The sequence below is a fragment of the Rhodococcus olei genome (genome assembly GCF_039540555.1).
In the GTDB taxonomy this organism is placed as follows: domain Bacteria; phylum Actinomycetota; class Actinomycetes; order Mycobacteriales; family Mycobacteriaceae; genus Rhodococcus_G; species Rhodococcus_G olei.
Map to the genome: position 1 here is coordinate 80,444 of NZ_BAABFB010000050.1, position 22,637 is coordinate 103,080.

A 22,637-nucleotide genomic window follows, 5' to 3' on the forward strand; every position below is an offset into this window, starting at 1 on the left:
CATGTCGGACAAGACAATGACTGAGAGTGATGTGATCTCCCGGCTCAGATCCGGGATGACGATCGGCATCGGTGGTTGGGGATCGCGGCGCAAGCCGATGTCGCTGGTCCGGGAGATCCTGAAGTCGGACCTGACGGACCTGACGATCGTGTCGTACGGCGGGGCCGACGTGGGCCTGCTGTGCGCGGCGGGCAAGGCCAGGAAGGTGGTCTTCGGGTTCGTCTCGCTGGACTCGATTCCGCTCGACCCGCATTTCCGCGCGGCGCGGCAGTCCGGGGCGATCGAGGTCGAGGAGTACGACGAGGGCATGCTCCAGTGGGGGCTGTACGCGGCGGGCATCCACCTGCCGTACCTGCCCACGCGTGCGGGTCTGGGCTCGGACGTCATGACGGTCAACCCCGGCCTGCGCACGGTCACCGATCCGTACGGCGACGAGACGCTCGTGGCGATGCCGGCGATCGCGCTCGACGCGGCGCTGGTGCACATGAACCGTGCCGACGCCCACGGCAACGCCCAGTACCTGGGTCCGGACCTGTACTTCGACGATCTGTTCTGCCTGGCGGCCGAGCATGCCTACGTGTCGTGCGAGCGGATCGTGCCCACGGCCGAACTGACGGAGCACGCGCACGCGTCGACGGTGCGCATTCCGCGTCTGCTCGTCAGCGGCGTGGTGGAGGCACCGCACGGCGCGCACTTCACCTCCTGCGTGCCGGACTACGACCGGGACGAGGAATTTCAACGCAAGTACGTTGCGGCCGCGAAGGATCCGGAGCAATGGCAACAGTTCCTCGAGCGCTATCTGTCCGGGACCGAGGCCGATTACCAGCATGCGGTCGAAACCGAGCGAAGGACGGTGTCCGCATGAGCGAGGTCACCAGGGCGGAGGTCTGCGCCGTCGCGTGCGCGGACGCGTACCGCGACAACGGCGAGGTCATCGCCAGTGCCTTCGGCACGATCCCGGCGATCGGTGTCCGTCTCGCACGCCACACATTCTCGCCGGACCTCGTCCTCTCGGACGGTGAGGCCACCGCGGTCCGCGGCACGTGGCCGGTCGGCGGCCCCGCGGAGGGCGATGTCGAGGCGTGGCTGCCGTTCAACCAGATCTTCACGCTGGTCTGGAACGGCAAGCGTCACATCATGATGATCCCGACGCAGCTCGACATGTACGGCAACTGCAACATCTCCGCGATCGGCGACCACGCCCGGCCGACGGTGCAACTGTTGGGTGTGCGCGGCGCACCGGGCAACACCGTCTACCACCCGACGAGCTACTGGGTGCCCAAACACAACACGCGGGTGTTCGTCCCCAAGGTCGACATGGTCTCGGGTGTCGGCAACGACAGTGCACGCAAAGCCGGTCCGGCGGCGACGCGCTACCACGAGCTGCGCAGGGTGGTCACCGATCTCGCGGTCCTCGACTTCGCCCCGGACAGCGGTCGGCTGCGCCTGGTCTCGGTCCATCCGGGTGTGACGGTCGATGACGTCGTCGCCGCCACGGGATTCGAGCTGGTGATCCCGGATTCCGTTCCGCAGACCCGCAAACCGACCGCCGACGAGCTCGAACTGATCCGCACCGTGATCGATCCCCGAAACCTGCGAGACAGGGAGGTCCAGGGATGACCGCCGAAGCAAGCCACCGCGCCCTGCACACCCGGTTGTGCGACCTGTTCGGGGTGAAGTACCCGATCGTGCAGACCGGGATGGGCTACGTTTCCGACGGCAGGCTCACCGCGGCGACCGCGAAGGCGGGCGGCCTGGGGATCATCGCAGGCGGCATGCTCGGCTACGACGAACTCGAGCAGGCGATCGGATACGTCAAGGACCGGACGGACGCACCGTTCGGTGTGAACCTGCGTGCCAACCAGGAGGACGTCGACAGACGGATCGACCTGCTGATCCGTTCCGGTGTGAAGGTGGCATCGTTCGCGTTGGCGCCGAAGCGGGACCTGATTGCGAAGCTCAAGGGCGCGGGCCTGGTGGTGGTGCCGTCGATCGGGGCGAGGCGGCATGCGGAGAAGGTCGCCGAGTGGGGTGTGGACGCGGTTGTCGTGCAGGGCGGTGAGGGCGGCGGCCACACCGGGGCCGTCCCGACGAGCCTGTTGTTGCCGCAGGTCGTGGACGCCGTCGACATCCCGGTCATCGCGGCCGGCGGGTATTTCGACGGCCGCGGGCTCGTCTCGGCTCTCGCGTACGGTGCCGATGGAATCGCGATGGGCACCCGGTTCATGCTGACCAGCGATTCCCCGGTGGCGCAGGCGGTCAAGGACGTCTACCTGTCCAAGTCGGTGAACGACACCGTCGTCACCCTCGAGATCGACGGCGTGCCGCAGCGGGTGCTCCGCGCGGGAACCATCGACCAGCTCGAATCCACGCGGGGGCCGCAGCGGATGCTGCGTGCCGTGCGTAACGCCGTTGCGTTCCAGAAGCTCTCGGGCACCCCGTGGCAGGACATGATCCGTGAGGGCCTCGAGATGAAGAAGAGCCACGAGCTCGGGTGGCGTCAGGTCGTGATGGCTGCGAACGCTCCGATGCTGTACCGCTCCGCGCTCGTCGACGGCAACGCCGACGTCGGCGTGATGGCCACCGGGCAGGTCGTCGGGCTCATCGACGACATCCCCAGCTGCGCCGAGCTGATCGACCGCATCGTGCGCGATGCGGAAACGGTGCTCGGCCGCCTCGGTGTGAACCTCGACGACTGATGCCCAACTCAATTCACTCTCCACACGAGGAGTCAGAGATGAACCAACTGAAGGATCGCGTGATCGTGGTGACCGGCTCCGGCCGCGGAATCGGCCGTGAGCACGCCCTGCTCGCCGCGGCCGAGGGCGCGAAGGTGATCGTCAACGACACCGGCGCGGGTCCGGACGGGAAGGGGCTGGACCCGACCTTCGCGTCGCTGGTGGCCGACGAGATCACCGCGGCGGGTGGCACCGCCGTCGCCGTCAGCGCCGACGTCACCACGGTCGCCGGCGCGCAGAAGCTCCTCGACGCGGCCCTCGAGAACTTCGGCGCGGTACACGGCCTCGTCAACAACGCCGGAATCCTGCGCGACCGCATGTTCGTCAACATGAGCGAGGAGGAGTGGGACGACGTCGTCACCGGACAGTTGCGGGCGACGTTCGCGCCGTGCCGGGTGTTCGGTGCGCACTGGCGTGACCGGTCGAAGGCCGGCGACAAGGTGGCCGCGTCGATCGTCAATGTGTCGAGCACGTCGGGGCTGCTCGGCGCGGTGGGGCAGAGCAACTACGGTGCCGCCAAGGCCGGTATCGCGTCGCTGACGGTGATCCTGGCGCAGGAACTCGACCGCTACGGCGTCCGCGCCAACGCGATCACCCCGGTCGCCCGGACCCGGATGACCGAGAACGTGCCCGGCATCAAGGAAATGGTCGCGAAGCCGGCCGACCCGAACGAGTTCGACGTCTACCACCCGGGCAACGTGTCCCCCGTGGTGGCGTACCTGCTCACCGAGCAGTGCCCCGCCAACGGTGCCGTCTTCTACGCCAAGGGCGGTGAGATCCGCCAGTTCCTCGGCTGGCAGTACGGCAAGACCATCGACAAGGGGTCCCGGTGGACCGTCGACGAGCTCGTGCAGGAGATGAGCGGACTTGTCTGAGCAGATGCTGCCGACCCCGGGTGCGGGCCACGGACTCGTTACCGGCCGCTCGGTGGTGGTCACCGCCGCAGCAGGTACCGGCATCGGATTCGCTGCCGCCCAACGGTTTGCGGTCGAGGGCGCTCGGCTGACGATCAGCGACCGCCACGAGGCCCGTCTCACCCAGGCCGCCGACCGGCTCGAGGCCGAGTTCGGCGTGCGGCCGTTGACCATCACCTGCGACGTCACCGACCAGGGGCAGATCGACGCGCTCATGGACGGTGCCGTCGCCGAGCACGGCGCGATCGACGTGCTGGTCAACAACGCCGGACTCGGCGGCACCGCGAGCGTCCAGGACATGACCGACGACCAGTGGAGTTCGGTGCTGGACGTCACCCTCACCAGCACCTTCCGCGCCACCCGCTCGGTGTTGCGACACATGATTCCACGTCGCAGCGGCGTGATCATCAACAATGCGTCGGTGATCGGGTGGCGCGCGCAGGCCGGGCAGGCGCACTACGCCGCCGCAAAGGCCGGCGTGATGGCGTTGACCCGGTGTTCCGCCCTCGACGTCGCCGAGCACGGTATCCGCGTAAACGCGGTGTCGCCCAGCATTGCGATGCACGCCCACCTGGCCAAGGTCACCAGCGACGAACTTCTCGGAGAACTCAGTGCGCGTGAGGCATTCGGCCGTGCGGCACAGCCGTGGGAGATCGCCAACGTCATGGTGTTCCTCGCCAGTGGGTACTCGTCGTACATGACCGGCGAGGTCGTCTCCGTCAGCAGTCAACACGCCTGATTCACAGAACACACCCTGGAGAGAACATGGCCAACCCGGATGCAGTCGGCACCGAGGGCACGCCCTTCGAACTCGTCGTGGAGCGAGGCAAGATCCGCGAGTTCGCGACCGCGACCTACTCGACCAATCCCGACTACCTCGACCGCAAGGACGCCGTCGCCCCGCCGACCTTCCTGACCACCACGCTGCTGTGGCAGCCGCCCGAGGGAAACCCGTGGAAGGCTGTCGAACTCGACGGCAAGCGTGGGCTGCACGCCGAGCAGCGGTACGAGTTCTTCGGCCCGCCGCCGAAGGCGGGTACCCGACTGACGTGCACCTCCCGCATCGCCGATGTCCACACCAAACAGGGCCGTCGGGGCGGTGAGATGACGTTCGCGATCATGACCACCGACTTCCACGACGAGACCGGCCAACTCGTTGCCCGGGCGACGATGACCGGAGTCGAAACCGCCCGTCCCACCACGGAGGCATCATGACCAGCACGCTGACCGTCCCAGCCCCCTGGACCGTCGGGCCGGTGACTCGCACCGACTTCGTCCGCTACCAGGGCGCGTCCGGGGACATGAACCCCATCCATCACGACCAGACCTACGCGGAGGCCGCCGGCTACCCCGGCCCGTTCTCGGTGGGCATGTTCCAGGCCGGCCTGCTGGCCACCTACGCCGGCGACTGGCTCGGCGCGGAGAACATCCGCTCGATCAGAATCCGCTTCCTCGAACAGGTGTGGCCCGACGACGTGCTCACCTGCACCGCCCAGATCCTGCGCGAGTACGAGGAGGACGGTGAGCACAAGGTCGACCTCGAGCTCGACTGCACGCGCCAGACCGGCGGCCTCGCGGTCAAGGCATGGGCCACGTTCGTGACCGGAGCCGGGGCGTGAAAGTTCAACTGTGCGAAGTGCTCGGTGAGCCGGACGTACTGCGTTACACAGAGATCGACGATCCCGAGCCCGGACCGAACGAGGTCCTGGTCGAGGTGTACGCGTCCGGTGTGAACTTCCCCGACGGGCTCATCGTCGCCGGTGATTACCAGACGAAGCCGTCGCTGCCGTTCGTGCCCGGATCGGAGGCGGCGGGCGTCGTGCGGGCCGTGGGTGCCGATGTCTCCGGCGTCGAGCCGGGGTCGCGTGTCCTCGCGTTCTGCGGCATGGGCGGCTACGCGGAACTGGTGACGGTGCCGGCGACGATGGTCTTTCCGATCCCGGGATCCATGTCCTACGTGGACGCGGCAGGCTTCGTGGTGACCTACGGGACCTCGTACCACGGACTGGTGGACAGGGCGGATCTCGCGGCGGGGGAGACCCTGCTGGTGCTGGGCGCGTCCGGCGGTGTCGGACTGACCGCGGTCGAGATCGGAAAGGCGTTGGGCGCACGCGTGATCGCGGCGGCGTCGAACCGCGACAAGCTTGCCCTCTGTCGTGCCCACGGTGCCGACGAGTTGATCGACTACGCCGCCGACGACCTGAAGGCACGGCTGGCGGAGGTGGCTCCGGGCGGCGTCGACGTGGTGTACGACCCGGTCGGCGGCGACCACGCGCTCACCGCCGTCCGTGCATTGTCCTGGGGAGGAAGGTACCTCACGGTCGGGTACGCCTCCGGAGACATCCCCAAGGTGGGGATGAACCGTCTGCTGGTTGCCGGCGGCTCGCTGCACGGCGTCCTGTGGGGTGCGTGGGCCAAACGCAACGTGGAACGCAACGCGGCGAACATGCGCCGACTGTTCGACTGGTACGACCGCGGGGCGTTGCGCCCGCACGTGAGCGAGACCTACCCGCTGACCGACGCGTCCGCGGCGCTCGACGTCGTCATGGCCCGCCGCGCCCGCGGCAAGGTCGTCCTGACGAGCAAGTGACCCGACGGCACGCACTGTACGAGAGGAACCGATCGTGGATCTGTCACCCAGCCCGGAAGCCCGGGACATCATCAAGCGCCTCGAGGCGTTCATGGACGAGTACGTCTACCCCGCCGAAGCGGTGTACGCGGAGCAGCGCGAGGATGCGGGCGCGCGCAGCCACGAGTTGCCACCGGTGGTCGAGGATCTCAAGGTCGAGGCGCGCCGCCAGGGCATGTGGAACCTCTTCCTGCCTGCACTCTCGGGGCTCAGCCACCTCGACTACGCGCACATCGCCGAGGTGACCGGCCGCTCGCCCTACATCGCGCCGGAGGCGCTGAACTGCTCCGCGCCGTCCACCGGCAACATGGAGATCCTCCACATGTTCGGCACACCCGAGCAGAAGAAGCGGTGGCTGGAACCGCTCCTGGATGGCCGCATCCGCTCGGGCTTCTCGATGACCGAACCGGACGTGGCCTCGTCGGATGCCCGAAACATCTCCACCTCGATCGTCCGGGACGGCGACGAGTACGTGATCAACGGGCGCAAGTGGTGGACCACCGGCGCCGGCGATCCACGCTGCGAGATCCTCGTCTTGATGGGCAAGACCGATCCGGCTGCGGCAGCGCACCGTCAGCAGTCGATGATTCTCGTTCCGGTCGAGACGCCCGGCGTCGAGATCGTCCGCTCGCTGCCGATCTTCGGCTACTACGACCAGCAGGGGCACTGCGAGATCACGTTCACCGACGTTCGCGTGCCGGTCACGAACATGCTGGCCGGTGAGGGCGAGGGATTTGCGATTGCGCAGGCCCGCCTCGGCCCGGGTCGGATCCATCACGCCATGCGCTGCATCGGTATGGCCGAACGTGGGCTCGAGCTGATGGTGCGGCGAGCGATGTCCCGCAACGCCTTCGGAGGAGCGATCGCCGAACAGGGAGTTGTTCGCACCTGGATCGCGGAGTCCCGAATGGAGATCGAGCAGGCCCGCCTGCTGGTCCTCAAGACCGCATGGATGATCGACCAGGTTGGGGCCAAGGACGCGCAGATCGAGATCGCGGCCGTCAAGGTGGTCGGCCCGCGAGTGGCCAGGTCGGTGCTCAACCGGGCGATTCAGTGCCACGGCGGGGGAGGGGTCACGGATGACTTCCCGATCGCACGGATGTGGGCGAGTGCCCGGATCCTCGGGATCGCGGACGGCCCCGACGAGGTGCACATCCGCAGCGTCGCTCGACACGAGCTCCGCAAGTACCGTGACCTGTAGCGATTTCAATCGGTGAAGGGACGTTCGAACATGGAGTATCGCCAACTGGGTCGCAGTGGCCTGACCGTCTCCGCTCTGGGACTGGGCTGCAACAACTTCGGTATGCGGATCGATCAGGAGCAGTCTTCGGCAGTGGTGCAACGTGCCCTCGACTCGGGGATCACGTTCTTCGACACCGCGCAGATGTACGGAAAGGGCACGTCGGAGCGGTATCTCGGAGCCGCGCTCGGAAAGCGGCGGCACGAGGTGGTCGTCGCGACGAAGTTCGGCGCACCGATCGCGGACGGGCCCGACCGGGCCACCGGGTCGCGTCGAAATGTCATTCGCGAGTGCGAGGACAGTCTCCGGAGGCTGGACACCGACTACATCGACCTCTACTACCAGCACTATCCGGACTCTCGAACTCCGATCGAGGAGACACTGACGGCGCTCGACGATCTCGTCCGTCAGGGCAAGGTGCGCTACATCGCATCGTCGAATGTCGCCGGATGGCAGATTGCGGATGCCGAACATCTGGCCTCCAACCTCGGGACCGAGCGATTCGTGGGCACCCAGGTCGAATGGAGCCTGCTGAAGCGGGCCGCGGAGACCGAGATCGTCCCCGCCTGCCGACGCTTCGGGATGGGGGTCGTCCCCTACTTTCCGCTCGCATCCGGCCTGCTCACCGGGAAATACTCCTCCGGTACGCCATTTCCGGCCGGATCACGCCTGGAAACCGTGCCGTCCCTGGCGGCGGATGCGACCGCCGAGAACTTCGCGACGATCGATCGGCTCGATGCCGTCGCGAAGGACCGCGGCCACTCGATCCTGGAACTGGCCATCTGCTGGTTGCTCGCGCAGGACGAGGTTTCCTCGGTACTGACCGGTGCCACCTCCCCCGAGCAGGTGGCGCAGAACGTCGCCGCGTCAGCGTGGCGGCTGGAACCCGAAGCGATCGCGGCAGTTGCCGAGGTGTTGGGGTGACCGGGATGCTCGGCCTGGATTCGTAGGTTCGACGCGGCCCGCGAGGGCCCGGGGTTCGACTCTCGGCGCTACACGAATGAGGTGAGCATGATGATGACGAACAGCGATGTGGCACAGTCCATCGTCCCCGGGACCTTCGCGGCCGTGCCCGAACTGTACGAGGAACTGTCGGTCGACGAGGTCGTACGCGCGTGGGCGCGGCAGATTCCCGGCGGGCCGGCGTTCATCACGACGACGAGGGCGACGACGTGGCGGGAGTACGACCGACTTGCCGATGCCATCGCGAGGGAGCTTCGGGCAACCGGAGGTGAACCGCCTTCGCCGGTGGCGCTGCTGCTGCCCGACACCGCGGGCGTGCACGCCGCGCTGTGCGGGTGCCACCGCGCCGGACGTGTCGCCGCGGCCGTCGGCGCGCGGTCCGGGGTGCGGGAGATCGCCCACATCATGAGCCGTGCAGGTGCCGCGGTACTGGTGACCGCGCCGTCTATTCGTGGACGGTCCTGGTGTGACCTGGTCGACCAACTGCGTGCGCGGGGGGTGTCCCCGGCGGACGTCGTGGTGGTCGACGAGGAAGCCGGTACCGCCACTCGGCATCGGCTCGGCGTGGCACCCACCGGGGCGGTGCCGTCCGGTAGGCGGTTCACGACGTCCGAGGTGACGATCCTGAACTCGACATCGGGCACGACTGGCCTACCGAAGGTCGTGGCCCACAACGAGCGCAAATGGGCGGAGTTCTCGCTCGTGGCCGCACTCGGTGGCCGGATCGGTCCGGACGACGTCGTCTGCTCCGTCGTCCCGGCGCCGTTCGGCTTCGGGCTGTGGTCGGCGCACTTCCTGCCCGCGCTTCTCGGTATCCCGGTCGTGGTGACCTCGAGGTTCGACGTCGAGGAGACGGCCATGATGATCGAGCGCGAGCGGGTGACCGTACTGTGTTGTGTCAGTACGCAGTTCAAGATGCTGCTGCGATCGCGTGCGGTACGCCGGCATGATCTGTCGAGTCTCCGCGTGCTGTACACCGGCGGTGAGCCCGTTCCCTACGGGGATGCCCGCACATTCGAGGAGCGGACGGGTGCGAGCGTCCTGCAGTTCTACGGATCGAACGAGGCGGGTGCGGTGAGCCGCACGACGCTGGACGACGACGAGGAGACCCGGCTGCGCACATGCGGTCACGTCCTCGAATCGATGAATGTCCGCGTGCTCGACGACTCCGGTGCCGACTGCACGGGCCGGCTCCGTCGTGGGCAGCCGGCCGTGCGGGGTCCGCTGGTGTCCGCCGGGTACTGGGAGGATTCGACCGCGAATGCCGAGCTGTACACCGAGGACGGCTGGATGAAGCTCGGGGACGTGGTGGAGATCGACGATGCGGGTCGGGTGCGTGTGGTCGGGCGTAAGGCCGATTTCGTCATCCGGGGTGGCAAGAACATCTCGATCGTCGAGATCGAGGGCCTCGTTCGTGGCCACGAGTCGGTGTCGGACGTGGCCGTTGTGGGGGTTCCCGATGACCTTTTCGGTGAACGTGTGTGCGCCGTGGTCGTTCTCGCGGACGATTGTCGACTTGACACCGAATCTCTTGCGAACTGGCTGCGGTCGTCCGGGGTGACGGCCGAGTATCTGCCGGAGTACCTCGTCACCGTCGACCAGCTCGCCGTGGGTCCCGGTGGCAAGACGGATCGTCGGGCTGCGCACGCCGCTGCGGTGGCGTTGCTCGGCCGCTCGGTATCGGTGGGGCCCTCGGGGGGCTCGTAGATCGGATCCTTCCCGAAGCCACTGCGCGACAACCATGTTCCGCTGTACATCGGCGGACACAGCAAGGCCGCTGCACAGCGGACCGGGCGGCTCGGCGACTGTTTCCAGCCGTTCGGGTTCGGCGGCGACGACGACCCGTGCGACGGGGCGCTCGTCTTCGGTGCAAGCCTGCCGCGAATGGACGAGTCCAGGGTCGAGTGGGCGCACTCCCTCGGCTCCGGCCGGATCCCGCTGTCCGCGTCCCGGCACGCGGCCACGCTCGAGGCCGTCCTCGACGAGATGGCCGCCTGCTCGGAGCGCATGCACCGCGTCCGACGGCCCGGCGGGTCAGCGGGCGGTGCGGCGGGCGCGCCAGGCGGTGACGGCGGCCTCCGCGTCGACCTTGTGCACCGGCACCACCGGACCGCTCGGGGCCCGGAGGTGCTCGGCGATCCGCCGGTTCAGGTCGGCGACGAGATCGCGCACGGACTGTTCGGTGGGCAGGTCCGCGACGGTGTCGGCCAGGCGTTCGACCTCGCGGCGCAGCTGTAGTGACGGCGGCAGCAGCGCCTCGGTGGACAGGCCCTCCTCCCGCAGCTTGCGCTTGACCCACCACAGCTCGTCGGTGTCGTTGATGTGCGGCAGCGGTTTGCCTGCGCCCGCGAGGTTGTCGAACTCGCCGCGCTCCTGCGCGAGCCGGATCTGCCGTTCGACCCACGACTCGAACGGGACGTTCCACGGCTTGCGCTCGGTCATTGCCCCATTGTGCTCCCGGACGTCACCGGAGGGTCCCACCGCGTCGCCGGCCTGCGGGTGAGTCGGCCGTCCGCGGTGAACACGCACATCGCGTCCGGGGCCGCGGCGTGCGGAGGCCGGTGGGTGGCCCTCGGCGCGAGTCGCGTGAATCGGTCTGTTCGCCGAATCATCCAGTACCGCTGTTGATCTCGACGACGTCCAGCAGGTCGCCCGATCCCGGCCGGGCGCGACGATGTCACGACGCGTCCGCCCGGGAGTTCATGCCGACCGCGGTGACCGCTGCGAGGAGGCCGACGACCGCGGTCAGCCACCAGCCGCGCTGGAATGCGTCCGGGCTGCTGTCGCCTCCGAATGCCGCGATCAGGATGCTGACGCCGAGCACGGTGCCGATCTGCCGGCTCATGTTCACCACCGCGCTCCCAGTGGCGGAGCGGGCGGGCGGCAGGCCCGCGGTCGCCGACGACAGGATGGTCGGTAGCGCGAGCCCGACGCCCATCCCGCACACGACCCAGCCCGGCAGCAGTTGCGTCGCGTAGTCGCCGCTCACGTCGACCGAGACCAGGATCGTCACGGTCCCGACCACCCACAACAGGCACCCGATCGTGGTGACGACGCCGGCCCTCAACCGCCTGGACAGCACCTGTCCCGCCGCCGCGAAGAGCGGCACGATCAGCGGACCCGGCGCGACGGCCAGCCCGGTCGCGAGCGCCGAGTAGGCCCAGACCTGCTGCAGCCACAGGACGACCGCGAGCAGGCCCGCTGCGAAGGTCGCGCTGAAGGTGAGTGCGGCGGCGTTGGACCACGCGAAGCTGCGGACGCGGAAGAGATCGGGTTCGATCAGTGGTGTCCGATGCGTGCGGGTTCGTTGCACGAACCACGCGACCGCGGCTGCGGCGAGCGCGAACGCGACCAGCACCCGTGGATCCGACCAGCCCCAGTCCGGGGCCTGGACGAGGGCGAGGGACAGCGCTCCGCCGGCGATGGAGAGCAGGGCCGCGCCGAGCGGGTCGGGAAGCGGTTCCGAGGTGGCGCGCGCGTCGCGCGGGAGGATTCGGATCGCGGCGACGAGCAGTGCGACGCCGACCGGGAGGTTGATCAGGAAGGCCCAGCGCCACGACGCCTGCACGAGCAGTCCACCGACGACGGGACCGAGTGCGGCGGCCGCGGCACCCGACGCCGCCCAGATCCGTACCGCCGCGGCGCGTCGGGCCTCGGGGGCCGTCCCGATCAGCAGGCCCAGACTCGCCGGTGTCAGCGCCGCGGCGCCGGCGGCCTGCAGCAACCGGCAGGCGACCAGCCAGCCCAGTGACGGGCTCGCCGCGCAGGCGACGCTCGCCGCGGTGAAGACCGTCAGGCCGGTGACGAAGCCACGGGTGCGGCCGACCCGGTCGGCCCAGCGTCCGAGCGGGACGAGGAGGGCGGCGTAGACGATCGCGTACCCGTTCAGGACCCAGCTCAGTGCCCCGAGTGTGTGGCCGGGATAGCTGGCGGCGATGTCGGCGAACGCGACGTTGACAACGAACAGGTCCAGGGACGCCATGAAGGCCGACCCGGACAGAACGACGAGGAGGGGGGCGAATCGGTCCTGCCCGCGAAGCTGACTAGTTATCACCATAGCCAGGAAGCTAGACGCTGACTTTGACATTGGCAAGCCAGGGTAAGGTGGGGGCATGGAAGCGGCACGTCTCGAAGGATTTCTCGCCGACCGTGACGCCTGGCGCGCGACGCACTGCTCGATCGGCCGCGCGATGGGGGTGGTCGGCACCCGGTCGGCGATGTTGATCCTGCGCGAGGCCTATTACGGCACAACTCGATTCGACGACTTCGCGGAACGGGTCGGCATCACCGAGGCGGTGGCGTCGGCACGGCTGAAGGAGCTGACCGCGGAGGGATTGTTCGAGCGCTCGCCGTACAAGGAGCCGGGGCAGCGCACGCGATACGAGTACCTGCTCACGGAGAAGGGGCGCGACCTGCTGCCTGCGGTGCTGGCGCTGATGCAATGGGGAGACAAGTATCTCCACGGCGGTCGCGGCGGACCGATCGGGATGCGGGACGACCTCACCGGGGAACCCGTCCGTGTCGAGGTGCGCAGCGCGTCCGGCCGCGAGGTGCCGCTCGGTGAGTTGCGGCTGACGCCCAACGTCAGCGAGGAGGCGGCGCGGCGCTCGCTGCGGCGCTAGGCGTCTTCGCCGCGTCCCGACCCGGGGCGCCCGTCAGGTGTGCTCGGAGACGAGCACGGCGCGGGTGCCGGGTTCGAGAGCCTGGAAGACGTGCGCGATGTCGCCCGGATAGGCGATGTAGTCGCCCGGCCCGAGTTCGACCGGGTCCTCGCGCAGGCCGACGAGGGCGCGTCCGGCGCTGACGATGACGTGCTCGACGGTGCCGGGCAGGTGCGGCTCGGATTCGCGTGGCGGGCCGGGTTCGACGTCGAGGCGGTAGATGTCGCGGCGCGCGTTCGGTGGGCAGGACGCGACCAGGGTGACCTGGTAGTCGGTGCGCTCGGAGTACAGGACCGGCCCCTCGTCGGCCCGGATCACCTGGACGCGCGGTCGCGGGGGGTCGACCAGCTGGGCGAACTGGATGTCGAGCGCAACGCTGAGCGCCCACAGCGTCTCCACGCTGGGGTTGCCGGTGCCGGCCTCGAGCTGCGACAGCGTCGACTTCGCGATGCCGGCCCGCCGCGCCACCTCGGTCAGCGACAGGCCCGCCCGCTCCCGCTCGCGGCGCAGCGAGGCCGCGATGACGTCCAAGGGCGCTTTCCCGTCCGATGCCATTCGTTCATCATATCGGTACTGGCGTTCGACTTGACGAACGACGACCGGGCGTTCACTATAACGATCATGCGTTCGACATGGCGAACCCTCGATCGGGGGCTGCGGAGGGACATCGCGCTGGTGTGCCTCGCCGACGGCCTCGTCGGCGTCTCCTACGGCGCGATCGCGGTCGGTCTCGGGTTCGCGCCGTGGGTGCCGGTGCTGATGTCCGTCGTCGTGCTCGCCGGCGCGTCCGAGTTCCTGTTCGTCGGCATCGTCGCCACCGGTGGCAGCCTGCTCGCCGCGCTGATCGGCGGACTCCTGGTCAACGCCCGGCACCTCCCGTTCGGCCTCGCCCTCGGCGGCGTCGCCGGCCGGGGCTGGCGGCGCATTCTCGGCAGTCACCTGCTCAACGACGAGAGCGCCGTGTTCGCGCTGGGGCAGTCGGACCCGGCGCGCAAGCGCGCGGCGTTCTGGTTGTGCGGCATCGGGATCGGGCTCTGCTGGCCCCTCGGCGCGTTGATCGGCGCGTCCGCGGGCGCCTTCCTCGACGACATCGACGCGTTCGGCCTCGACGCGATGTTCCCGACGGTGCTTCTGGCCCTGGTGTTTCCGGCCCTGCGCGACCGCGCGACCGCCTGGGTCGCGATCCTCGGCGCCGTGCTCGCCGTCGCCGTCACCCCGATCCTGCCGACCGGGATCCCGGTGCTGCTGTCCCTGGTCGCCCTGGTCGCGCTGATCTGGGTCGCACCCCACGCGAAGCCCGAGTCCACGGCGGACGCCGAACCGGTACCGGCGGTCGCCTCGTGAGCGCGTCACTGCCGCTCGTGATCGCGGTGCTGGTGCTCGGCGTCGGCACCTTCGCGTTCCGGTTCGCCGGACCGGCGCTGCGCTCGCGCGGCATCGTCCCGGACCGGCTCGAGACCGTGCTGGCCACCGGCGCCGTCGTCCTGCTCGTCGCGGTCGCGGCGACGGGCGCCCTCACCGAGGCCGGGGGAGCGGCGGGCGTGGCCCGGCCCGCCGGCGTGCTCGTCGGCGGCATCCTGGCGTGGCGGAAGGCGCCGTTCGTGGTGTGCATCCTCGCCGCCGCCGCGACCGCCGCGATCCTGCGCCTGCTCGGGGTGCCCTGACCATCCCCGCGAGGTCCCCCGACGTGACGTCGGGGAACCCGGGACGAGTCAGGGGACGGTGACGGCCCGGTCCTCGGCGAAGTCGACGGCCAGTTCCCGGCGGGCGATCAGCCACCGCCCGTCCACCCGGCGGTAGGTGTCCCGGTACCGGATCGCGATCGCGTTGTCGCGGAGGCCGCCGTCGCGACCCCGGTACAGGTGGTGGGCGAGGCAGTACACCCGCCCGGTCGCGGTGTCGCCGTCGACGTCGACGACCCGCTGGTGCACCGCGTGGTGGGTCGCGTGCAGGTGTGCCGTGCCGCCCAGCACGACCTCGATGATCGCGTCGGCGCCGACCGTCACCACCTCACCGGCCCCGCGGGTCAGCGCGGGCGGCTGCACGAACTCGGCGTCGCCGGTGAACAGGGCGGTCAGGGCCGCTGCGTCGCGGTCGTCCACCGCGACCGCGTACCGGCCGGCCAGATCCGAAGGACCGTCACTCATGTGCACGAGTATGCGGCGTCGGCGCCGCGGTCCCACCCCTGCACCCACTGACCGGGAACGTGGGTTCCTCTCCGTCGGCCGGTGCCATAGCGTCGACCGCAAAGCTGAACAGTTCGCAGGGAGGGCCAGTGCCGACACCAGTGCGCGCCGGCCGGGCGTCCGCCTCCGTCCGACTCGTCGTTCTCGCGCTGGCGTCGTGCGGTATCGCGGTGTCGTTGATGCAGACCATCGTCGTGCCCCTGCTGCCCGAATTCCCGCACCTGCTGCACACCACCGCAGGCGGCGCCGCGTGGCTGGTCACCGCGAACCTGATCGCGGGGGCCGTTTGCGCCCCGGTGCTCGGCCGACTCGGCGACATGTACGGCAAGCGCCGCCTCCTGCTCGTCGCATTGGCGATGATGGTGGTCGGCAGCGTGCTCGGCACCGTCTCGAACCAGTTCACGGTGATCCTCGTGGCGCGCGCCCTGCAGGGCGCGGCGATGGGCGTGGTGCCGCTGGGCATCAGCATCATGCGTGACGAACTGCCCGACGACCGGGTCGGTGGCGGCATCGCGCTGATGAGCTCGACCCTCGGGGCCGGGGGTGCGATCGGACTGCCCCTGACCGGGGTCGTCGCCGAGAACCTGAGCTGGCACTGGCTCTTCGGAGGTGCCGCCGCGCTCGGGCTGGTCGAGATGATCGCGATCTGGTGGGTCGTCCCCGAATCCCCGGTCCGTTCCGGCGGCCGCTTCGACGTCGTCGGCGCACTCGGGCTGTCCGCGGCCCTGGTGTGCCTGCTGCTCGCCATCACCCAGGGCAACGGCTGGGGCTGGGTGAGTGCCCCCGTGCTCGGGCTGTTCGCCGGGGCGGCGCTGCTGTTCCTGGCCTGGGGCTGCTACGAATTGCGGCTCGCCCCACCGGGGCACCCGGACCCGGACCGGCAACCGCTGGTGGACCTGCGGGTCTCGGCGCGCCGGCAGGTCCTGCTGACGAACATCGCGTCCGTTCTCGTCGGGTTCGCGATGTTCACCTCGTTCATGGTCAGCGCGCAGATCTTCCAGGCGCCGGACGCCACCGGGTACGGATTCGGAATGTCGCTGACCCTCAGCGGCATCGCGCTGCTGCCCGGCGGTCTGATGATGATCGCGTTCGCCCCGGTGACCGCCCAGCTGTCCCGCCGCCGCGGACCACGGGTCGCCTTCCTGGTCGGTGCCGTGATCCTGATGGTCGCCAACCTCGTCCGGACGGTCTCGCCGCACCTGCTGATCGTCATCGTCGTCGCCACCATGGTGACCTCGATCGGGGCCGCACTCGCCTACGGCTCGATCCCCGCGCTCATCATGCGCGCCGTCCCGGTGTCGGAGACAGCGGCCGCGAACAGCCTCAACGCGCTCGCCCGGTCGCTGGGCACCTCCACGTGCAGCGCTGTCGTCGCCGCCGTCACCACCGCCTCGGTGATGCACGTCGCCGGTGTCGAGTTCCCGACCGCAGGCGCCTACTCCACGGTGTTCGCCATCGCCGCGGCCGCCGCCCTGCTCGCGATCGTCGTCGGCGTCTTCGTGCCCCGCGATCCCGAGACCGAGAACCTACCGCTCAGTGAGACGGAGGAGGACCGGATCCGGATCTCGCCGTAGCGTCCGAATCTCGCGGGGACGCGAGGAATGGGAGAGCAACGATGGAGTTGAGGGAGTCGAGTGCGCAGCTCGAGCTGCGGCGGGAACTGCGCGCGTACTTCGCGAGCCTGCTGCCGGAGGCGAAGCGGCGGGCGGCCGGCGAGCAGGGTGTCGGCGGCGAGTACTTCCGGGAGGTCGTCAGCCTGCTCGGGAAGGACGGCTGGCTCGGGATCGGCTGGCCCACCGAGTACGGCGGACAGGGCCGGTCCATCGAGGAACAGTTCGTGTTCTTCGACGAGGTGCAGCGCGCCGGACTGCCGTTCCCGTTCGTCACGGTCAACACCGTCGGGCCGACGCTGATGAAGTACGGCACCGAGGAGCAGAAGGCCCGGTTCCTGCCGGGCATCCTGTCCGGTGACATCGTCTTCGCGATCGGCTACACCGAACCGGAGGCCGGCACCGACCTCGCCTCGCTGAAGACCCGCGCGGTCCGCGACGGCGACGACTGGGTGGTCGACGGCAACAAGATCTTCACCTCCGGCGCCAACACCGCCGACTACGTGTGGCTCGCGTGCCGCACCGATCCGGAGGCGCCGAAGCACAAGGGAATCTCGATCCTGGTGGTCCCCACCGACGATCAGGGATTCTCGTGGTCGCCGATCAACACGGTCGGCGGCCTGATGGTCACCTCGACGTACTACAGCGGCATCCGGGTGCCGCAGGAGAACGTGATCGGCGAGGTCAACGGCGGCTGGCAGCTGATCGCCGCGCAGCTCAACCACGAGCGCATCGGCCTCGCCGCGATCGGTGGCCGCACCTACGGCCTGTGGCACCAGGTCCTGGACTGGGCCAAGGAGAACGGTGCGATCGAGATCCCCTGGGTGCAGCAGGAGTTCGCGCGCACCCACGCGAAGCTCGAGGCGATGCGGCTGCTGAACTGGAAGATGACCGCCGCGGTCGCCGCGGACACGCTGTCCGGCGCCGACGCCGGCGCGACGAAGGCGTACGGCACCGAGACCCACATCGACGTCTACCGGACGCTGCTCGGGATCCTCGGTGCCGCCGGCCGGATCCGCCCCGAGTCGCCCGGCGCGCTGCTGGCCGGTCAGATCGAGCAGATCTCCCGGCAGGGCATGGTCAACACGTTCGGCGGCGGCGTCAACGAGGTCCTGCGCGACATGGTCGCCACGATGGGGCTCGGTCTGGTGCGGGAGAAGAGGGTCAAGTGAGCGAATTCCTCACCAAGCTCAAGGCATTCGAGGGTCAGATCCTGACCCCCACCGTGTGGGGTCCGGACGAGGTGAACACCCCGATGATCCGCCACTGGGTCGAGACGATGGGCGACACCAGCCCGATCTACCTCGACGACGACGCGGCCCGGGCGACCGGCCGGGACGGCGCCGTCGCGCCCGCGCTGATGGCGCAGGTGTGGACCATGCGCACCTTCAACGACAAGATGGCGAACAACGATCCGTCCCAGGTGTGGACCGATCTGATCGCCACGCTCGACGACGAGGGCTTCACGTCCGTCGTCGCGACCGACTCGGACTTCGAGTTCTTCGTGGAACTGCGCCCCGGCGATCGGGTTTCGCTCACCGAGGTGATCGAGGACATCTCCGAGGAGAAGAAGACCGGCCTCGGGGTCGGGCACTTCGTGACCACGCTCAAGACCTACCGCAACGCAGACCACGAGGTCGTCGCCACCCAGCGCTGGCGCACGCTGCGCTTCAAGCCGAAGGGCAGCGAGAAGGCTGCCGAGAAGCCGGTGGGTCCGATCCCGGGCCTGCGTCCACGCCCGGCGCTCAACGCCGACAACGCCTTCTGGTTCGAGGCCGCGAAGGAACACCGCCTGGTGATCCAGCGGTGCACCGCCTGCGGCACGCTGCGGCACCCCACCGGGCCGATGTGCGGCGAGTGCCAGTCGCTCGACTGGGACACCGTCGACGCCTCGGGCCGCGGCACCGTCTACAGCTTCGTCGTCAACCACCATCCGCAGATTCCCGGATTCGAGTACCCGCTCATCGTCGCGACGATCGAACTCGAAGAGGGCACCCGACTGATCACGAACATGACCGGCATCGCGCCGGACGAGGTCGAGATCGACATGCCGGTGGAACTGGACTGGATCGACGCCGACCCGGACCTGACGCTGCCCGCGTTCCGGCCGGCCGCACGGGAGGACTCGTAATGGACTTCAACTACAGCGAAGAGCAGGAAGCGATTCGCGCGCTCGCCGACGAGGTCTTCACCAGCAAGGCCGGCATCGACCGGGTCAAGCAGGTCGAACTGAGCGACGAGCGCATCGACCGCGACCTGTGGCGGGAACTGGCCAACACCGGCCTGCTCGGTATCGCGCTGCCCGAGGACCTCGGCGGCGGCGGGCTCGGCCTCGCCGAGCTGTACGTGCTGCTCGAGCAGCAGGGCCGCCACGTCGCGCCGGTGCCGATCTGGCAGTCCACGCTCGCCGCTCTCGTGATCGCCGAGTTCGGCACCGACGCCCAGCGCACCGCGCTGGTCCCCGGCGTCGCCGAGGGCAGCAGCTTCCTCACGATCGGACTCGAGGAGTTCGGCCCGTACGTCGACGGCGACCCACAGACGACGGCCACCGAGACCGGTGGCCAGTGGACCCTGACCGGCGCGAAGGCCGTCGTCCCGATCACCCACGTCGCGGACCGCGCGATCGTCTCGGCCACCACGCCGACCGGTGCGGCACTGTTCGTCGTCGACCTTCGCGCCGCGGGCGTCTCGGTGGAGCAGACCCAGTCCACGAACTGGGTGATCTGCGGCAACGTCACCCTCGATGCCGCCCCCGCGGAACTGCTCGGCCCCGCCGACGGCACCTCGGCGCAGTGGCTGCTCGATCGGGTCGAGCTCGCGCAGGCCGCGCTCGCGCTCGGCGTCGGCTCGGGCGCCGTGCAGCAGGCCGTCACGTATCTCAACGGCCGGCACCAGTTCGGGCGCCCGCTCGCGACGTTCCAGGCGGTCGGGCACCAGCTGGCCGACTGCTACATCGACCTGCAGGCGATGAGCGTGACCCTCTGGCAGGCCACACAGAACCTCGTCGACGGCACGGATCCCGGCACGTCGGTCCTCGTCGCGAAGTGGTGGGCCACCGACGGCGGCCAGCGCATCGTGCACCGCACCACGCACCTCCACGGCGGTATGGGCGTCGACACCGACTACCCCGTGCACCGGCACCTGTTGTGGGGCAAGCAGATCGGTGCCACCCTCGGCGGTTCCGCTTCCGACCTCGCGCGTCTCGGCGCGCAGCTCGCCGCCGGTGTCGAGGTGGTCGGATGACCACCACGATCGAGCTGACGGGCCGCAACTACGACGACATCGCGGTCGGCGAGGCGCTCCCCGAACTGGCGATCCCGCTGACCCGCACCCTGATCGTGTCCACCGCGATCGCCACGCGCGACTTCCAGGACGTGCACCACGACCCCGAGCTGGCGCGTGAGCGCGGCTCGAAGGACGTGTTCATGAACATCCTCACCAGCAACGGGCTGGCGGGCCGGTTCGTGACGGACTGGGCCGGACCCTTCGCGACGGTCCGCCGCGTCAAGATCCGCCTCGGTGCCCCGAACTACCCGGGCGACACGATGACGATGACCGGTGAGGTCGTCGCCAAGGAGAACGGTCTGGTCGAGGTGAAGGTCGTGGGCGCGAACAGCCTCGGCAACCACCTGTCCGGCACCGTCACCGTCGCCTACCCCGCCGCAACCGAAGGGAAGGACGCCTGATGGCCGTCAGCCCGCTCTCGGGTGCCGCCGCGATCGTCGGCATCGGCGCCACCGAGTTCTCGAAGAGGTCCGGTCGTTCCGAGCTGCAGCTCGCGTGTGAGGCCGTCACCGCGGCCCTGGCCGATGCCGGCATCGACCCGTCGGAGGTCGACGGCCTGACCACGTTCACGATGGAGACAAACGGCGAGATCCTCGTCGCGCGCAACTGCGGCCTGGGGGAGCTGAAGTTCTTCTCCCGGATCGGCTATGGCGGCGGCGCGGCGTGCGCGTCGGTGCAGCAGGCGGCGATGGCGGTCGCGACCGGCGTCGCCGACGTCGTGGTGGTCTACCGCGCGTTCAACGAACGCTCCGGTATGCGTTTCGGTCTGGGGCAGCACGACCGGCCGATGGACTCGACCGCAGATCGCGCAGCGTATGCGTGGTTGACGCCGCAGGGATTGGCGACTCCCGCCCAGTGGGTCGCGATGTTCGCCCGGCGATACATGTACCAGTACGGTGCGACGAGTGAGGATTTCGGCCGGGTCGCTGTCGTGGCACGCAAGCATGCCGCGAACAACCCCGCCGCGTGGTTCCACGGCAAGCCCATCACGCTCGAGGACCACCAGAACTCACGGTGGATCGCCGAGCCGCTGCACCTGCTCGACTGCTGCCAGGAGACCGACGGCGGCCAGGCCCTCGTCGTCGTCTCGGCCGAGCGTGCCAGGGACCTGCGCCACACGCCCGCGATCGTCAAGGGCGCCGCGCAGGGTTCGGGCAAGGACCAGCACATGATGACGAGCTACTACCGCCCCGACATCACCGGCATTCCGGAGATGGGTCTGGTCGGCCGCCAGCTCTACGGCCAGGCCGGCCTGACGCCGGACGACATCGACGCCGCGATCCTCTACGACCACTTCACTCCTCTGGTGCTCCCGCAGCTCGAGGAACTCGGCTTCTGCCGCCCCGGCGAGGCCAAGGACTTCATCCGCGAGGGCAATCTGGAGATCGGTGGACGGCTGCCGAGCAACACGCACGGTGGCCAGGTGGGTGAGGCGTACCTGCACGGCGTCAACGGCATCGCCGAGGCGGTCCGGTTGCTGCGGGGCACGTCCACCAACCAGCCCGAGGGTGTCGAGAACGTGCTCGTCACGGCGGGAACCGCGGTTCCCACGAGCGGCCTGATTCTCGGCGCCGCCTGACCCGTATTACCTGGAAGGACCGAAGAATGACGGCAGTGGAGCAGAAGCCGGCCGGCGCGTGGCGTGGGGTCGACCTCGGCACCCGTACGGTGAGCTACGACGAGCGCGACGCGATCCTGTACGCGCTCGCCGTGGGTGCGCAGGCCACCGATCTGGACCTCGTGATGGAGGACCGGCTGCGGGTGCTGCCGACGTTCGCACTCACCCTCGCGCAGTGGGCACCCGACGAACTGGGCTCGCGCGGTGCGTTCGACACCAAGACCGCCCTGCACGGCTCGCAGGAACTGACCGTGCTCGCGCCGCTCCCGCCGTCCGGTGAGGTGACGCTGTCGGCCCGCGTCGGCGAGGTGTGGGACAAGGGCGCCGCGGCGGTGTTCGAGGTCGTCGTCGAGAGCGAGTACTTCGTCGCCACCTGGTCGCTGTTCGCGCCCGGTGCAGGCGGATTCGGCGGCGAGCGTGGCCCCGCCAAGCCCGCGGGCCCGGTCGGAGACCCCGACCTGAGCGCGGAACTGGTCACCGCCGCGAACCAGACGGCGCTGTACCGCCTGCTCGGCGACATGCACCACATCCACATCGACCCCGCGGCCGCCGAGCGGATCGGGCAGCCGCGCCCGATCATGCACGGGCTGTGCACCCTGGCGGCGAGCTCGCTGCCGCTGGCCCGCGCACTCGGCGTGCACCCGGCGAACCTCACCCAGCTGTCGGGACGCTTTGCGGCCCCGGCATTCCCGGGCGATCGCCTGCCGATCAGCGGTTGGCGCGGCGCGGACGGCGTCGACTTCACGGTCGGCGGCGCGATCGTCGGCGCGCACGCGCGGTTCTCGGAGTAGAC

General features: G+C 69.4%; 25 protein-coding genes and 1 pseudogene. 22 read left to right on the forward strand and 4 right to left on the reverse strand.

The features are described from left to right. The first annotated feature begins 1 nt into the window (after position 1). From ABD951_RS15900 to ABD951_RS28705, 12 genes and pseudogenes are all read left to right on the forward strand, one after another. Complete coding sequence (locus ABD951_RS15900) at positions 2-865, forward strand: CoA transferase subunit A (RefSeq protein WP_345346705.1); 864 nt, start codon at positions 2-4, stop codon at positions 863-865. Next, positions 862-1,620, forward strand: coding sequence for a CoA-transferase subunit beta (locus ABD951_RS15905; protein ID WP_345346708.1), 759 nt, complete (start codon positions 862-864; stop codon positions 1,618-1,620). Before ABD951_RS15900 ends, ABD951_RS15905 begins: the two co-directional genes overlap by 4 nt. Then, positions 1,617-2,699, forward strand: coding sequence for an NAD(P)H-dependent flavin oxidoreductase (locus tag ABD951_RS15910; protein WP_345346711.1), 1,083 nt, complete (start codon positions 1,617-1,619; stop codon positions 2,697-2,699). Before ABD951_RS15905 ends, ABD951_RS15910 begins: the two co-directional genes overlap by 4 nt. Before the next feature lie 38 nt (positions 2,700-2,737). Then, positions 2,738-3,613: an SDR family NAD(P)-dependent oxidoreductase gene (locus tag ABD951_RS15915; protein WP_345346714.1), complete on the forward strand. Its 876-nt coding sequence runs from the start codon at positions 2,738-2,740 to the stop codon at positions 3,611-3,613. A gap of 4 nt (positions 3,614-3,617) precedes the next feature. Beyond that, positions 3,618-4,391, forward strand: a complete 774-nt coding sequence (locus ABD951_RS15920) for an SDR family oxidoreductase (RefSeq protein WP_345347367.1) — start codon at positions 3,618-3,620, stop codon at positions 4,389-4,391. A 26-nt stretch (positions 4,392-4,417) separates the two neighbouring features. Then, positions 4,418-4,867, forward strand: coding sequence for an FAS1-like dehydratase domain-containing protein (locus ABD951_RS15925; protein WP_345346717.1), 450 nt, complete (start codon positions 4,418-4,420; stop codon positions 4,865-4,867). After that, positions 4,864-5,271, forward strand: coding sequence for a MaoC/PaaZ C-terminal domain-containing protein (locus ABD951_RS15930; RefSeq protein WP_345346720.1), 408 nt, complete (start codon positions 4,864-4,866; stop codon positions 5,269-5,271). The genes ABD951_RS15925 and ABD951_RS15930 overlap by 4 nt, the downstream gene beginning before the upstream one ends. After that, positions 5,268-6,242 (forward strand): NADPH:quinone oxidoreductase family protein, encoded by a 975-nt coding sequence (locus tag ABD951_RS15935; RefSeq protein ID WP_345346723.1) that lies wholly within the window; start codon positions 5,268-5,270, stop codon positions 6,240-6,242. Before ABD951_RS15930 ends, ABD951_RS15935 begins: the two co-directional genes overlap by 4 nt. Positions 6,243-6,276: 34 nt before the next feature. Next, positions 6,277-7,482 carry an acyl-CoA dehydrogenase family protein gene (locus ABD951_RS15940; protein WP_345346726.1) on the forward strand — a complete coding sequence of 402 codons (1,206 nt, stop codon included), beginning with the start codon at positions 6,277-6,279 and terminating at the stop codon, positions 7,480-7,482. A gap of 30 nt (positions 7,483-7,512) precedes the next feature. Next, positions 7,513-8,445 carry an aldo/keto reductase gene (locus ABD951_RS15945; RefSeq protein ID WP_345346729.1) on the forward strand — a complete coding sequence of 311 codons (933 nt, stop codon included), beginning with the start codon at positions 7,513-7,515 and terminating at the stop codon, positions 8,443-8,445. Between the two features lie 87 nt (positions 8,446-8,532). After that, complete coding sequence (locus ABD951_RS15950; RefSeq protein WP_345346732.1) at positions 8,533-10,191, forward strand: class I adenylate-forming enzyme family protein; 1,659 nt, start codon at positions 8,533-8,535, stop codon at positions 10,189-10,191. Positions 10,192-10,197: 6 nt separating this feature from the next. Next, positions 10,198-10,494: pseudogene (locus ABD951_RS28705) on the forward strand (LLM class F420-dependent oxidoreductase); the annotation flags it as partial. 24 nt (positions 10,495-10,518) lie between these two features. Here ABD951_RS28705 and ABD951_RS15955 read toward each other — a convergent pair. Together ABD951_RS15955 and ABD951_RS15960 are read right to left on the reverse strand one after the other, a co-directional pair. Continuing rightward, on the reverse strand, positions 10,519-10,926 hold the full coding sequence (locus tag ABD951_RS15955; protein WP_345346735.1) for a DnaJ family domain-containing protein: 408 nt from the start codon (positions 10,924-10,926) through the stop codon (positions 10,519-10,521). Between the two features lie 235 nt (positions 10,927-11,161). Beyond that, the gene (locus ABD951_RS15960; protein WP_345346737.1) at positions 11,162-12,541 is read right to left on the reverse strand and encodes an MFS transporter; all 1,380 of its coding nucleotides are present in this window, start codon (positions 12,539-12,541) and stop codon (positions 11,162-11,164) included. Positions 12,542-12,596: 55 nt separating this feature from the next. Here ABD951_RS15960 and ABD951_RS15965 point away from each other — a divergent pair, with 55 nt between their 5' ends. Continuing rightward, entirely contained in the window at positions 12,597-13,106 is a 510-nt protein-coding gene (locus tag ABD951_RS15965; protein WP_345346740.1) for a winged helix-turn-helix transcriptional regulator, read from the forward strand. A 33-nt stretch (positions 13,107-13,139) separates the two neighbouring features. On the opposite strand, the gene ABD951_RS15970 is transcribed toward ABD951_RS15965, so the two are convergent. Next, positions 13,140-13,700, reverse strand: a complete 561-nt coding sequence (locus ABD951_RS15970) for a helix-turn-helix domain-containing protein (protein WP_345346743.1) — start codon at positions 13,698-13,700, stop codon at positions 13,140-13,142. A gap of 66 nt (positions 13,701-13,766) precedes the next feature. Between ABD951_RS15970 and ABD951_RS15975 the strand changes: the two genes are divergently transcribed. Together ABD951_RS15975 and ABD951_RS15980 are read left to right on the forward strand one after the other, a co-directional pair. Then, on the forward strand, positions 13,767-14,489 hold the full coding sequence (locus ABD951_RS15975; RefSeq protein ID WP_345346746.1) for an AzlC family ABC transporter permease: 723 nt from the start codon (positions 13,767-13,769) through the stop codon (positions 14,487-14,489). Continuing rightward, positions 14,486-14,809 (forward strand): AzlD domain-containing protein, encoded by a 324-nt coding sequence (locus ABD951_RS15980; protein ID WP_345346749.1) that lies wholly within the window; start codon positions 14,486-14,488, stop codon positions 14,807-14,809. Before ABD951_RS15975 ends, ABD951_RS15980 begins: the two co-directional genes overlap by 4 nt. 48 nt (positions 14,810-14,857) lie before the next feature. Here the strand turns inward: ABD951_RS15980 and ABD951_RS15985 are convergent, their stop codons facing one another. Beyond that, the gene (locus ABD951_RS15985; protein WP_345346752.1) at positions 14,858-15,292 is read right to left on the reverse strand and encodes a nuclear transport factor 2 family protein; all 435 of its coding nucleotides are present in this window, start codon (positions 15,290-15,292) and stop codon (positions 14,858-14,860) included. Positions 15,293-15,420: 128 nt separating this feature from the next. On the opposite strand from ABD951_RS15985, the gene ABD951_RS15990 reads away from it, so the two are divergent. The 7 genes from ABD951_RS15990 to ABD951_RS16020 are packed head-to-tail and all read left to right on the forward strand — an operon-like array spanning position 15,421 to position 22,635. Next, on the forward strand, positions 15,421-16,905 hold the full coding sequence (locus ABD951_RS15990) for an MFS transporter (RefSeq protein WP_345346755.1): 1,485 nt from the start codon (positions 15,421-15,423) through the stop codon (positions 16,903-16,905). 41 nt (positions 16,906-16,946) lie between these two features. Next, a complete protein-coding gene (locus ABD951_RS15995; protein WP_345346758.1) occupies positions 16,947-18,113 on the forward strand; it encodes an acyl-CoA dehydrogenase family protein in 1,167 nt (388 codons plus the stop codon). After that, on the forward strand, positions 18,110-19,072 hold the full coding sequence (locus tag ABD951_RS16000) for a bifunctional MaoC family dehydratase N-terminal/OB-fold nucleic acid binding domain-containing protein (RefSeq protein WP_345346761.1): 963 nt from the start codon (positions 18,110-18,112) through the stop codon (positions 19,070-19,072). Before ABD951_RS15995 ends, ABD951_RS16000 begins: the two co-directional genes overlap by 4 nt. Beyond that, a complete protein-coding gene (locus ABD951_RS16005) occupies positions 19,072-20,184 on the forward strand; it encodes an acyl-CoA dehydrogenase family protein (protein ID WP_345346764.1) in 1,113 nt (370 codons plus the stop codon). The genes ABD951_RS16000 and ABD951_RS16005 overlap by 1 nt, the downstream gene beginning before the upstream one ends. After that, positions 20,181-20,627 carry a MaoC family dehydratase gene (locus tag ABD951_RS16010; RefSeq protein WP_345346767.1) on the forward strand — a complete coding sequence of 149 codons (447 nt, stop codon included), beginning with the start codon at positions 20,181-20,183 and terminating at the stop codon, positions 20,625-20,627. Before ABD951_RS16005 ends, ABD951_RS16010 begins: the two co-directional genes overlap by 4 nt. After that, complete coding sequence (locus ABD951_RS16015) at positions 20,627-21,805, forward strand: lipid-transfer protein (RefSeq protein WP_345346770.1); 1,179 nt, start codon at positions 20,627-20,629, stop codon at positions 21,803-21,805. Before ABD951_RS16010 ends, ABD951_RS16015 begins: the two co-directional genes overlap by 1 nt. Positions 21,806-21,831: 26 nt before the next feature. Next, the gene (locus ABD951_RS16020; RefSeq protein ID WP_345346773.1) at positions 21,832-22,635 is read left to right on the forward strand and encodes a MaoC/PaaZ C-terminal domain-containing protein; all 804 of its coding nucleotides are present in this window, start codon (positions 21,832-21,834) and stop codon (positions 22,633-22,635) included. The last annotated feature ends 2 nt before the right edge of the window (positions 22,636-22,637 follow it).